Origin of the sequence: Sulfitobacter pontiacus, assembly GCF_040790665.1 — a bacterium.
Lineage (GTDB): Bacteria > Pseudomonadota > Alphaproteobacteria > Rhodobacterales > Rhodobacteraceae > Sulfitobacter > Sulfitobacter pontiacus.
In genome coordinates this window covers 36,551-49,385 of record NZ_CP160851.1, presented here as the reverse complement: position 1 = coordinate 49,385, position 12,835 = coordinate 36,551, and the positions used below count along the sequence as shown (strand labels likewise).

Below are 12,835 nucleotides of genomic sequence, written 5' to 3'. Positions count from 1 at the left end.
CATGAAAAATACGCTGAACATCATGGCCATCACTGCGCTGATGGCGGGCCCTGTCATGGCAGAAACCGTCAACGGTCTGCGCACGGTTGACGAATTTGACGCGATCGAGGGGGAAGCAGAACGCTCCACCGCGCTTTTCGAGGAAATGATGGTGGTGATCGGGCATCCACGCTGCCTGAATTGCCACCCCGTCGATAACTCCCCACGCCAAGGGATGGACATGCAGATGCACGAACCCCCCGTGGTACGCGGAGAGGCGGACTTTGGCGCGCCCGGCATGCGCTGCAACACCTGTCATGGCGAACAGAACTTTACCTTTGCCGCGGGGGGCGGGTCGATTCCGGGGCATACCCCTTGGCAGCTGGCCCCGATTGAGATGGGGTGGATCGGCAAATCCGCCGCCGAAATCTGTGCCCAGATCAAGGACGAGGAACGCAATGGCGGTAAGACGCTGGAAGAGCTGCACGAGCATAACGCCGAAGACGGTCTGGTCGGCTGGGGGTGGCATCCGGGCGAGGGGCGCGAGCCCGCACCCGGCAGTCAGGAGATTTTTGGCGAGCTGACCAAGGCCTGGATCGAGACGGGTGCCGCCTGTCCCGCGGGATAACCGAGGTGACGAAATAGCAAAGGGCCGCGCAGGGATGCGCGGCCCTTTGTCTTTGCGCTGGTGTGGGGGGTTAGTCTTTGAAAACCGCCAGCCCCAACCATTCGGCGACCATCGCGGGTGTCTCGACGCCTTCGATCTCGATCGTTAGCAGGTTCTCGCGCAGCATATCGGTGGCGTTGCGCGCCGTAACCTTTTGCAGCGTGAACCGCCCGCGCAGCCGCGACCCCGCCTTGACCGGAGTCAGGAACCGCAGCTTGTTCATGCCATAGTTGATGCCCATCACCTGTCCGGGCATCATGTTAAAGCAATCATAGGCAAAGCGACTCGCCAGCGACAAGGTCAGGAACCCATGCGCAATCGTCCCGCCAAAGGGCGTTTCCGCAGCGGCGCGTTCAGGGTCGATGTGAATCCACTGCATGTCGTGGGTGGTTTTGGCAAATTGGTCGATCATCTCTTGATCCACCGTGATCCAGTCAGAGACCCCGACCTCGGTCCCGATCAGCGTTTCACTATGGGCAAGTGCCTCTTTCAATGCAGACATGGGATACTCCTTCAGGATGGGTCCGCGGCAACACGCACCATGCGCTTGCCCTTGTTCTCACCGGCCAGCAGGCCGATCAGCGCCTGTGGCGCGTTTTCCAATCCGTCGACGATGTCCTCGGTCACCTTGATCTGCCCCGCCTCGACCCAGGTCCGTAACGCGCGCAGCGCCTTGGCGTCATTCTGGGTCCAGTCCATCACGATAAAGCCTTCCATCCGCAGACGTTTGACCACGACCAGACCGGGCAGGTTGCGCGGACCGGTGGGGGTTTCGGTGTCATATTGGCTGACAGCACCACAGCAGACTATGCGGCCCTTTTCGTTCATCGCGAACAACGCGGCCTCGAGCACGGTGCCGCCGACGTTGTCGAAATAGACATCCACCCCGTCGGGGCAGGCAGCACGCAGGGCTTTGGACATGCCGGGGGCGCGGTAGTCGATGCAGGCGTCAAAGCCCAATTCCTCCGTCACCCATGTGCATTTCTCCGCTCCGCCCGCGATGCCCACGACCCGACAGCCAAGCGCCTTGGCGATCTGGCCGACATAACCGCCGACCGACCCTGCGGCTGCCGACACCAACACGGTTTCACCCGCAACCGGTTGACCGACAGAGATCAGCCCGTGATAGGCGGTTTTGCCCGCGATGCCGTAAACGGACATCAGGTTCGACAGCTGCGGCACCTTTGGCAGCTTCTCGCACTTGCGCGCGTCGGCGACGACGAAGTTCGACCACGTTGCTTCAGACGCGACGATATCGCCAACGGCCAGACGGTCGCTGTTGCTTTCGACGACCTCGCAGATGGCGTAGGTCGGCATGGCATCACCGGCGTTGACCGCCGCGCGATAGGTCGCGCCTTTCATCCATGACCGGTTGGCCGCGTCGATGGACATCAGGATCACCTTGAGCAGCACCTGACCGTCGCCCGCCACGGGCATATCCGCGGTGGTCTGTTTGAAATGCGCAGGCGTCAGCGAATCGCTGGGCAGCTCTGCGATGACAATCTGTGTGTTGGTCATTTTGAACGTCCTATCTGCTTATTGAACATCCAACACCACTTTGCCCTGCACCTTACGGTCCTGCATCAGGTTGAGAGCGTCGGCGGCTTTTTCCAGTGGATAGCGGGCAGAGATGCGCGGCTTGATCTGGCCACCCGCATACATACGGAACAGATCGGCCATGTTTTCGGCATGTACCTTGGGTTCACGGGCCGTATGCGCGCCCCAGAAAACACCCATGATCTGGGAGCCCTTAAGCAGCGTCAGGTTCAACGGGATCTTGGGGATACCGGCAGGGAAGCCCACGACCAGATAGCGGCCTTTCCACGCCAGGGCGCGTACGGCGGGTTCGGCATAGGCGCCGCCCACGGCGTCATAAACCACATCGACACCCTCACCGCCCGACAGCTTCTTGATCTCGTCCGAGAAGGCTTTCTGCGTCGCACGGTCATCCATGTCGCGGCTGTAGATGATCGTCTCGTCCGCGCCCAGATCACGGCAGAACTGCGCCTTGTCTTCCGACGATACGGCAGCGATCACACGGGCACCGGCGGCTTTCGCCAGTTCGATCGCGGCCACGCCAACGCCGCCCGCAGCGCCCATGATCAGCAAGGATTCGCCGGGCTGGATTTCGGCGCGGTTTTTCAGCGCGTGATGGGAGGTGCCATAGGTCAGCACCAGACATGACGCTTCGTCATATGGCATCGCATCGGGGATCTTCAGCACCCGTTCCGCGTCCACAATGATGTCTGTCGCAAAGCCGCCAAAGCCGGTCATCGCCAGCACCCGGTCGCCCACAGCAACGTTGGAAACGCCCTCTCCCACGGCGTCCACATCGCCTGAAACCTCGCCACCCGGCGCGAAGGGACGGGGCGGCTTCATCTGGTAAAGATCCTTGATAATCAAGGTGTCAGGGAAGTTCAGCCCCGCTGCGCGGATGCGAATACGCACCTGACCTTTCTTCGGTTCAGGCTGTGGCATCTCTGTCAGTTCCAGCGTTTCGGGGCCGCCGGGGGCAGTGCTAAGCATGGCTTTCATCGGGTCATTCCTCCTCTAGATTTGCAAAGCAATAGGCGCGTTCAGAAACTGTCTTGTCAATCGAATTTCGAAATGCAATTTTGCAGTGCGGAATTGGAGTTCGCAAAACGAGGGGGGAGAAAAGATGCAGTCCGAACAGGAACTGGAGGGTTTCCGCGCGGAGCTGCGCGATTGGCTCGAGGCAAACTGCCCGGCCGAAATGCGCGGCGGTGAGCCGAGTGAAGCATCGATATGCTGGGGTGGCAAGAATTTTGAGTTCGAATCCGACGCGCAACGCGTCTGGATGGAGCGCGCCGCGTCCAAGGGCTATACCGTGCCCACATGGCCCGTCGAATACGGCGGGGCGGGGATGAACCGCGCGCAGGAAAAGATCTTCAAAGAAGAGATGGACCGGATCGAGGCGCGCAACCCGTTGCAAAGCTTTGGCATCTGGATGCTTGGGCCCGCCTTGCTGCACTTTGGCACGCATGAACAGAAACTGCATTATTTGCCCCCGATCGCCCGCGGTGAAATCCGCTGGTGTCAGGGCTATTCCGAGCCGGGGGCCGGGTCGGATCTGGCCAGTGTCCAGACCAAAGGCGAGGACAAGGGCGATCATTGGCTGGTAAACGGTCAGAAAATCTGGACCTCCTACGCCGATAAAGCCGACTGGATTTTCGCGCTGATCCGTACGGATCGTGACGCGCCCAAGCACAAGGGTATCTCCTTTCTACTGATCGACATGGAAGACGCAGGCGTCGAGACCCGCCCGATCAAGCTGATCTCCGGCGCGTCGGTCTTCTGCGAGACGTTCTTTACCAATGTGAAGGTGCCCAAGGACCGGATCGTCGGCGAAGAGAACCGCGGTTGGGACGTGGCGAAATACCTGCTGACCCACGAGCGCGAGATGATCTCGGGCGGGGGGCAGGGCCTATCGGGCGGTCGTGCGCTTGGGGCGGTGCTGAATGAGTCTCTGGCCGAGGGGCAAGAGATGGACACCGTGCTGCGCGCCGATGCGATGCGCTGCGAGGTGGACGCGCTTGCCATTGGCCTCACGCTGGAACGCTACAAGGATCAGGCCGAGGCCGGCACTGGCGCGGGGGATGCCTCGGCGATGCTGAAATACATGGGCACAGAGCTGAACATGCAGCGCCACGAATTGCTGATGGCCGCTGGCGGCAGCGACGCGCTGGAATGGGACGGGCCTTTGGGCAACCGTCCCGCGGACTGGCTGCGGACTAAGGCCAATTCAATCGAAGGCGGCACGAGCGAGGTGATGCTGAGCATTATCTCCCGCCGCGTGCTTGGGCTTCCGGGGTAAGATCATGGTAAAACTAGTATTAACAGAAGACGAAACCATGCTGGCCGACTCGGCGCGCGGTTTTCTTGATAAATCCGCTCCCGTCAAAGCGTTCCGTGACTTGCGCGATGCCGGGCAGACCCATGACGCGAAGATGTGGAAAGAGATGGCCGCGATGGGATGGGCCGGTGTGCTGGTCCCTGAAAGTGCCGGTGGCGTTGATATGGGCCATGCCGCTGCGGGTATTCTGGCGCAGGAAATGGGCAAGACGCTGGCCGTCAGCCCCTTTCTGTCGACGGCAGTGATCGCGGCGACAGCCCTGCGCCACGTCAGCGATGCGCGCGCCGAGGCCGCGCTGGCCAAGATTGCCAGCGGCGACGCGACCTATGCCTTGGCGGTGGATGAAACATCGAAGTTCAACCCGGATGCCACGGCAATGACCGCCACGGCGGAAGGCAATGGTTTTCGCCTGACGGGCAAGAAGACCTTTGTCGTCGATGGTGCTTTGGCGGACCGGTTGCTGGTGCTGGCCAAGACCGACAACGGGCTGACCCTGTTCGACATTCCCGCAGACCGCGCAGGCATCACACGCAACGCGCAGAACATGATCGACGCACGCGATTCCGCGCGGATCGATTTTGATAACGTCGAAGCGACGGGCGACGATGTGTTGGGTCAGGTCGATGACGCCATGACCGTGCTGAAACCCGCGATCGAGGCAGGGCAGGCCGCCCTCGCCGCCGAGATGGCGGGCGTTGCTGCGGGCGCCTTTGGCATGACCGTGGGCTACCTGAAAGAACGCAAGCAGTTCGGCACGTTGATCGGCACCTTCCAGGCCTTGCAACATCGCGCCGCCCATCTGTGGTGCGAGACGGAAGTCACCGCCTCTGCCGTGTTGCACGCAGGGCGCAAGCTGGACGAAGACCCCGACAATGCAACGATGGCCGTATCGCTCGCCAAGGCCCGTGCGACATCGACCGCCAAGCTGGCGGTGATCGAAGGAGTGCAGATGCATGGCGGGATCGGCATGACGGACGCCTTTGACATCGGTTTTTATATGAAACGCGCCCGTGTGGGTGCAGAATGGCTCGGGGACTACGGCTATCACGCTGCCCAAGTCGCCAAGCACAGAGGGTTCTAAGGCATGGATATTCAAACACTTTTCGGTCTAGAGGGTAAAACCGCGCTGGTCACAGGCGGGGCGACCGGGATTGGCCGTATGGCCGCCGAGGCACTGGTGCGTGCCGGTGCGCGCGTGCTGATCGCCAGCCGTAAGGGAGAGGCCTGCGAGGCCGTAGCGAAAGAACTGAACGCGCTCGGGGCCTCTGGCTCTGCCGAGGGGTTCGCAGGCGATGTCGGCACCGAGGAAGGTGTCGATGCAATGGTCGCAGCCGTAAAGGACCGCACCGAGAGCCTCGATATTTTGATGAACAACGCGGGTATCACTTGGGGCGCACCTTTGGGTGACTTTCCGTTCAAGGCCTGGGGCAAGGTCATGGACGTGAACGTCGCGGGTCTGTTTGATCTGACGCAAAAGCTGCTGCCGCTGCTCAAGGCAAACGCGACGATCGACGATCCGGCGCGGGTGGTGAACGTCGGGTCGGTGATGGGCGAACGCGAGATGGGCGATGGCGCCTACAGCTACTCTGCCTCGAAAGCCGCTGTGATCCACCTGAGCAAGATCCTCGCCAAGGAACTGGCCGGTGACGCGATCACTGTGAACGCATTGGCCCCCGGACCCTTCGTGTCGCGGATGACCGCCTTTGCGACCCATGACGAGGATATGCGCAGCAAGGTGGGCGAAGACGTCCCCCTGCGCCGCGTCGGAACCGATACGGATATCGCGGGCTGCATGTTGTTTCTTTGTGGCAAGGGCGGTGCCTATATCACCGGCGCGATTGTCCCCGTCAGCGGCGGCATCAATGTGATGAGCGGACCGAACATCTTTGAACAAGCACTGCACTAAGGGGCGATGATGGATATTCGTTTTGACAACCGCGTCGCTATTGTCACCGGCGCGGGCACGGGCCTAGGGCGTAGCCATGCGCTTGGCCTCGCGGCACGCGGTGCAAAGGTTATGGTCAATGATCTGGGCGTGACAACCGACGGGCAAGGGTCTTCGTCGGCGGCTGCCGAAGCCGTCGCGCAGGAAATCCGCGACGCGGGCGGCGAGGCGATGGCGCATGGCTGTGATGTCTCGGACGAGGCCGGTGTCAAGGATATGGTCACGCAGGTCATGGACGCCTGGGGCCGCATCGACATTCTGGTGAACAACGCAGGCATCCTGCGGGACAAGACGTTTTCCAAGATGGAGATGTCTGATTTTCGCAAGGTCGTCGACGTGCATCTGATCGGGTCTGCCAATGTGACCCATGCCTGCTGGCCGATCATGCGCGAACAGAAATACGGACGCATTGTGCTGACATCCTCGGCCTCGGGGCTGTATGGCAACTTTGGTCAATCCAACTACGGTGCGGCCAAAGCGGCGATGATGGGGCTGATGAACGTGCTGCATCTGGAAGGCGCGCGCGACAATATCCGTGTCAACACGCTGGCCCCCACAGCGGCCACGCGGATGACCGCCGACCTGCTGCCTGAGCAGGCCCAAGCCCTGCTGGCCCCCGAAACGATTACCCCCGGCCTGCTGTACCTCGTCAGCGAGGACGGCCCCAGCCGTGTGATCCTTGGGGCAGGGGCGGGTGGCTTTGCCCAGACCCGTATTTACGAAACGGAAGGCGTGACCTTGACCGGCGACGAGAATACCCCTGAAGGTGTCGCATCCGCTTTCGACAAAATCACCGACGCAGGCCGCCAGCAAGAGCTGACCGATGCCTTTAGTCAAACGAAGAAATACGCGCTCAATGCAGCCAAGGCCCAGGGTCTTGATCTGGATTGGGGCTAACAGACGAACTTTCAAAGGGAGATCACCATGCGTGACGCAGTAATCGTATCCACCGCCCGTACCCCGATCGGCAAAGCCTATCGCGGTGCGTTCAACGCCACCACACCACAGGCGCTTGCCGCCCACGCCATCGAGAACGCCGTGAAGCGCGCCGGTCTTGACGGGTCGGAAATCTCCGACTGTGTCATCGGGTCCGCTTTGCAGCAGGGGCATCAGGCCGGCAACATCGCGCGTCAGGCCGCCATCCGCGCAGGTCTGCCCGTGACCGTTGCAGGCATGTCGCTGGACCGTCAGTGCGCATCCGGCATGATGGCAATCGCCACCGCGGCCAAGCAGGTGATCACCGACGGGATGGACATTGTCATCGGCGGCGGTGTCGACAGCATCTCCCTCGTGCAAACGCCAGAGATGCGCGTCAGCGCCGACCCGTGGCTCAAGCAGAACAAGCCCGAAATCTACATGACCATGCTGGAAACAGCCGAAAACGTGGCAGAGCGTTATAACGTGAGCCGCGAAGCACAGGACGAATACGCGGCGCGCAGCCAAGAGCTGACGCACCAAGCGCAAGAGGCTGGCCGCTTTGACGACGAGATCGTCGCGATGACCACCACGATGATGGTGCAGGACAAAGCAACCAAAGAGATTTCCAAGCACGAAGTCACCTTGGAAAAAGACGAGGGCAACCGCCCCGGCACCACGGCGGAAAGCCTTGCCGGTCTGAAGCCCGTGTTCAAAGACGGCATCCACCTGCCCGAAGGCAAGTTCATCACTGCGGGCAACGCCTCGCAGCTGTCCGATGGTGCCTCCGCCGCTGTGGTCATGGAAGCGAAAGAAGCCGAACGTCGCGGCCTTCAGCCACTAGGTCGCTACGTTGGCGTGATGGCCGCAGGCTGCGAGCCCGATGAGATGGGTATCGGCCCGATCTATGCCGTGCCAAAGCTGCTGGAAGCGCACGGGCTCAAGATCGAAGACATCGGTCTGTGGGAACTGAACGAGGCCTTTGCCTGTCAGGTGATCGCATCGCGCGACAAGCTGGGCATCCCGGACGAGCTGTTGAACGTCGACGGCGGCGCGATCTCTATCGGTCACCCCTACGGCATGTCCGGCGCGCGCATGGTTGGTCACGCGCTGATCGAAGGCAAGCGTCGCGGTGCCAAATACGTTGTCTGCACCATGTGTGTTGGCGGCGGCATGGGTGCTGCTGGCCTCTTTGAGGTTCTGTAAACCATCATGGGAGAGCTACTGGTCATCCGCCACGGTCAGGCGTCTTTTGGGGCTGACAACTATGACAAGTTGTCGGACCTCGGGCACCGGCAATCCGAGGCCGTCGGCCAGTTGCTCCGCGATACCGGCTGGGTGCCGGACCGGACAATCACCGGCACCCTGACCCGTCAGAAAGAAACGCTTGCCTCGATGGGATTCGAGGCAGGCGACACCCACCCGGGCCTGAATGAATATGATTTTCAGAACCTGCTGGACGCGCGCTATAAAGGGGCCGTTCCCGACCTGGTCAAGGGCGACCGCAAGGTGCATTTCCGTACCCTGCGCGAAACCGTCTTTCAGTGGCAGGCAGACGAGATCGAAGGCCCCGCCGAGACATGGGCCAATTTCACCGACCGCGTGGAAGCCGCCCGTCTGATCGCCTGTGCCGAAGGGGCGGAGCGCGTGCTTGCCGTAAGCTCCGGTGGAGTGATCGGGCAGCTGACGGCCGCGTCTCTTGGCGCGCCGCATAAAATGATGATGACATTGAACCTGCAGATCAAGAACACATCCATCACCAAATTCGTCTTCACCAAATCCGCGTTTTTCCTGCATGAATTCAACGCGACCCCGCATCTGATGTCAGCCGAGACTGCTGACATGCTGACCTATAGTTAAGGAACGGTAGCCATGAGCACAGACACCCAGACACTCGATATTCCGAAGGTCAGCGCCTATCTGGAAAAACATCTTGAGGGCTTTGAAGGCCCGCTTGAGGTCTCCAAGTTCCAGGCCGGTCAGTCCAACCCGACGTTCCTGCTGAAAACCCCGTCGCGTAACTATGTGCTGCGTCGCAAACCGCCGGGGGTTCTGTTGAAATCCGCCCATGCGGTTGATCGTGAGTTCCGCGTGCAAAAGGCGTTGCAGGATACCGATGTGCCCGTGTCGAAAATGCACCTGCTGTGCGAAGACGATGACGTGATCGGGTCGGCGTTCTACATCATGGATCATATCGACGGGCGCAACTTCATGGACCCGCGCATGCCCGACATGGACAAGGCAGGCCGCGCCGGCGTGATTGACGAGATGAACCGCGTGCTTGCCGCCCTGCACGAGGTGGACATCGACGCGGTGGGTCTGTCGGATTACGGCCCCCCCGGTAACTATTATGAACGTCAGGTCGCCCGCTGGACCAAGCAATACCGCGCGTCCGAAACCGAAGACCTGCCCGCGATGAACCAGCTGATCGAAAAGCTGACCGCCAGCATCCCCGCCGATGACGGGCAGCGCACGCTGGTGCATGGGGACTACCGCATCGACAATATGATGTTCGAGAAAGACGGCACCAAATGTCTGGCCATTCTGGACTGGGAACTGTCGACCATTGGCCACCCATACGCTGACCTTGCGGCCGTTATCATGCAGTGGCAAATGCCCGCGGGCACCGAAGGGCGCGGCTTTGGCGGTGTGGACCGCGCAGCGCTTGGCGTGCCGAGTGATGCCGAATTCATCGCCAAATACTGCGAACGCCGCGGGCTGGACGGGATCGACAACTTTGGCTTCTACCTCGCCTTTTGCTTCTTCCGCATGGCGGGAATCATTCAGGGCGTGTTGAAACGCGCGCTGGACGGCAATGCCTCTAACCCCGAGCGGGCGATGAAGGTCGGGGCCTATGTCCCTGTGTTTGCGGAAAACGGGCTTAAAGCGCTGGAAGGCAAGTAAGATGGCCTCCAACGAGTTCGCGACAGATCCGGCAGAGACGAAGGACAGAAACTTCGTCACGGCGCTTGCCCGCGGGCTGGATGTGTTGCGCTGCTTTCGGGAAAACGAAACAGCCCTGACCAACACGGATTTCTCCGAACGGACAGGGCTGCCCAAGGCGACGGTGTCGCGCTTGACCCATACGCTGGTGGAACTGGACTATCTTGTCGCCGACGCCCGTACCGGCACCTATCGGCTGGGCGCAGGGGTGCTGCAGCTTGGCTTTGGCGTACTGTCGAGTATGGAGATCGGCGACCGTGCGCAGGAAGAGATGCGCAAGCTGCGCGACGGGCCCAATTCCTATGTCACCATCGCGATCGGAGAGGTCCACCGGCTGGACGTTGTCTATATCGCAACCAAACGCTCGCGCGAGGATGTCGCGTTGCAAATTCGCGTCGGGTCACGGCTGCCGCTGTTTGATTCCGCCATTGGTCGCGCAATCCTGACCGGCATGTCCGACGAAAGCCGCGACCGCGCGTTCCGCTATGCTGCAGCCGAAGGGCCCGAGTTCGAAACCCGCGCGCGCGACAGCTATGCCGCCGCGATGACAGAGTTTGCAGACAAGGGATTTTGTTCAAGCTATGGCGATTGGCGTCCCGATGTGAACGGCATCGCGGTGCCCGTGTTTTCGCCCAACGGGTCGCAGGTTTACGGGCTGAATGTGGGCGGTCCCGCTTTCCACGTGAAGAAACGACAGCTTGAAACGACCTATGCACAGCTTTTGTCGGCAGCGGCGCAAGCCATCAGCATCCGGTTTTAGGGTGTGGACCCGCGGGGCGGGAGAATCAACTTGGCCGGTCGTATAGATTTCAACCACCGCGGCCAGCAGCTTCGTTCCAGTAGCTGGAATTGGCACATCTGCGGCGCCATGACAATTGTCAGGATCGCACCCGCCGTCGCAAATTTTTTTTGAATAGTGTTCAGCGGACATCTGTCAGGCACCGCGTAAAAACTGATCAGCCGTCACAATCTTGTGCAATTCATTAATACATTTATTTTCAAATGCTTATTTCTGACCCTGCGTCAAAAAACGGCAGCGGGCAAAATTTCACGCAGGTGATTTTGCCCGTACCGTCACGCAATATATGGCATAACCGACGGTGCAGGCTCGCAACTTATGAATAGAGGCGCTTGACAATAAATCGCATTATGCAAGGCTCTTCCCAAGGTCTGGCAATCCAAAAAACGCATTAAAAGCGCCGGGCCGTCCTTGGGAGGATTAAAATGAAAAATATCGCTAAGTACGGCGCGGTTTCCGCGCTTTCTTTGGTCATTGGCGCGAGCGCAGCCTTTGCCGAAAACATCAAGATCGCGTTCATTGACCCGCTGTCCGGTCCATTCGCAAGCACGGGCACCAATGGCCTGCATCAGTTCGAATTCGCGGCTGATTATATGGTAAACGACAAAGGCGGTCTGTTGGACGGCCAAAAAATGGAAGTGCTGCCTTTTGATAACAAGGTCAGCCCCAAAGAATCCCTTATTCAGCTTCAGGTCGCGATTGACCAAGGCGCGCGCTATATCGTTCAGGGGAACTCCTCTGGCGTTGCGAACGCATTGACCGAAGCGATCGACAAGCACAACCGCCGCAACCCCGACAGCCGTGTTCTGTTCCTGAACTATGCCGCTGTGGACCCTGCGCTGACCAACGACAAATGCAACTTCTGGCATTTCCGTTTCGACGCCAACTCTGACATCAAGATGGACGCGCTGACCGATGTGATCGTTCAGGACAAGGACATCAAGAAAGTCTACATCATCGGGCAGGACTATTCCTTTGGTAAGGCTGTGTCTGCCGCCGCCAATGAAATGCTGGGCGCGAAAGGTGACGGCATCGAGATCGTCGGTGACGAACTGCACCCCATCGGCAAGGTGAAAGACTTTACCCCCTACGCGCGCAAGGTTGTATCCTCTGGTGCGGATGCCGTGATCACCGGGAACTGGGGCGCTGACATGCTGGGCATCGGCAAGGCGATCATCGACAACGGGTTCGAAGGGCCGATCTATACCTATTACGCTGCGGGTTCCGGCATCACGGCCGCCTTTGGTGAAAGCGGCAAAGACAAGATCCGCCTGATTTCGCAAGGCAGCATCAACCCGATTGCCACCGAAGAAGCGCGCGACACCTACAACGCCTTCCTTGAGAAGTATCCAGACGGCAACATCGACCAAAGCCGTATCTTCAACACCATCGGTATGCTGGCCCAGGCCATCACCGAAGCGGGCTCCGCCACAGATGTGGTCGCGGTGGCCAGCAAACTGGAAGGTATGGAATACGACAGCATGTGGGGTGGTAAACTGTTCATGCGTCCGCAAGATCACCAGATCATTCAGGACATGCATGTCGGCGTCCACACAAACGACAACCTGGACTTTGACTATGACCAATCCGGGTATGGTGTCGTGACTGAATCGACCGTCGAAATGGCGTCGATGGACAGCCCGACAACCTGCGAGATGAAGCGCCCCGAATAAGGCGATTTCTCTCGGGTCCGCCTGCGCTGGCGGGCGGGCC

Annotated in this window: 13 protein-coding genes; 10 read left to right on the top strand and 3 right to left on the bottom strand. The window is 60.1% G+C overall.

Going from position 1 to position 12,835, the window contains the following annotated elements:
- Position 1: 1 nt before the first annotated feature.
- Entirely contained in the window at positions 2-607 is a 606-nt protein-coding gene (locus AB1495_RS16565) for a hypothetical protein (protein WP_005849102.1), read from the top strand.
- 70 nt (positions 608-677) lie between these two features.
- On the opposite strand, the gene AB1495_RS16560 is transcribed toward AB1495_RS16565, so the two are convergent.
- Genes AB1495_RS16560 through AB1495_RS16550 form a run of 3 tightly spaced genes read right to left on the bottom strand, consistent with a single transcriptional unit; the run spans position 678 to position 3,181 of the window.
- Positions 678-1,148, bottom strand: a complete 471-nt coding sequence (locus AB1495_RS16560) for a MaoC family dehydratase (protein ID WP_005849103.1) — start codon at positions 1,146-1,148, stop codon at positions 678-680.
- Between the two features lie 11 nt (positions 1,149-1,159).
- Positions 1,160-2,164, bottom strand: a complete 1,005-nt coding sequence (locus tag AB1495_RS16555) for an NADP-dependent oxidoreductase (RefSeq protein ID WP_074636821.1) — start codon at positions 2,162-2,164, stop codon at positions 1,160-1,162.
- 18 nt (positions 2,165-2,182) lie between these two features.
- Positions 2,183-3,181, bottom strand: a complete 999-nt coding sequence (locus tag AB1495_RS16550) for an NADPH:quinone oxidoreductase family protein (protein WP_074636819.1) — start codon at positions 3,179-3,181, stop codon at positions 2,183-2,185.
- 124 nt (positions 3,182-3,305) lie between these two features.
- On the opposite strand from AB1495_RS16550, the gene AB1495_RS16545 reads away from it, so the two are divergent.
- The 9 genes from AB1495_RS16545 to AB1495_RS16505 all read left to right on the top strand — a co-directional run bounded on the left by AB1495_RS16545 (position 3,306) and on the right by AB1495_RS16505 (position 12,795).
- Complete coding sequence (locus AB1495_RS16545) at positions 3,306-4,481, top strand: acyl-CoA dehydrogenase family protein (RefSeq protein ID WP_005849108.1); 1,176 nt, start codon at positions 3,306-3,308, stop codon at positions 4,479-4,481.
- A 4-nt stretch (positions 4,482-4,485) separates the two neighbouring features.
- Complete coding sequence (locus AB1495_RS16540; RefSeq protein WP_235208564.1) at positions 4,486-5,601, top strand: acyl-CoA dehydrogenase family protein; 1,116 nt, start codon at positions 4,486-4,488, stop codon at positions 5,599-5,601.
- A 3-nt stretch (positions 5,602-5,604) separates the two neighbouring features.
- Positions 5,605-6,426 (top strand): SDR family oxidoreductase, encoded by an 822-nt coding sequence (locus tag AB1495_RS16535; protein ID WP_074636816.1) that lies wholly within the window; start codon positions 5,605-5,607, stop codon positions 6,424-6,426.
- A 9-nt stretch (positions 6,427-6,435) separates the two neighbouring features.
- Positions 6,436-7,362 carry an SDR family NAD(P)-dependent oxidoreductase gene (locus tag AB1495_RS16530; RefSeq protein WP_074636814.1) on the top strand — a complete coding sequence of 309 codons (927 nt, stop codon included), beginning with the start codon at positions 6,436-6,438 and terminating at the stop codon, positions 7,360-7,362.
- 27 nt (positions 7,363-7,389) lie between these two features.
- Positions 7,390-8,586 (top strand): acetyl-CoA C-acyltransferase, encoded by a 1,197-nt coding sequence (locus tag AB1495_RS16525; protein ID WP_074636812.1) that lies wholly within the window; start codon positions 7,390-7,392, stop codon positions 8,584-8,586.
- A gap of 6 nt (positions 8,587-8,592) precedes the next feature.
- Positions 8,593-9,240 carry a histidine phosphatase family protein gene (locus AB1495_RS16520; RefSeq protein WP_074636811.1) on the top strand — a complete coding sequence of 216 codons (648 nt, stop codon included), beginning with the start codon at positions 8,593-8,595 and terminating at the stop codon, positions 9,238-9,240.
- Positions 9,241-9,252: 12 nt separating this feature from the next.
- Entirely contained in the window at positions 9,253-10,284 is a 1,032-nt protein-coding gene (locus AB1495_RS16515) for a phosphotransferase family protein (protein ID WP_074636810.1), read from the top strand.
- 1 nt (position 10,285) lies between these two features.
- Positions 10,286-11,083, top strand: a complete 798-nt coding sequence (locus AB1495_RS16510) for an IclR family transcriptional regulator (protein WP_074636808.1) — start codon at positions 10,286-10,288, stop codon at positions 11,081-11,083.
- Between the two features lie 464 nt (positions 11,084-11,547).
- Positions 11,548-12,795 carry a branched-chain amino acid ABC transporter substrate-binding protein gene (locus AB1495_RS16505; protein WP_074636806.1) on the top strand — a complete coding sequence of 416 codons (1,248 nt, stop codon included), beginning with the start codon at positions 11,548-11,550 and terminating at the stop codon, positions 12,793-12,795.
- Positions 12,796-12,835: the final 40 nt, after the last annotated feature.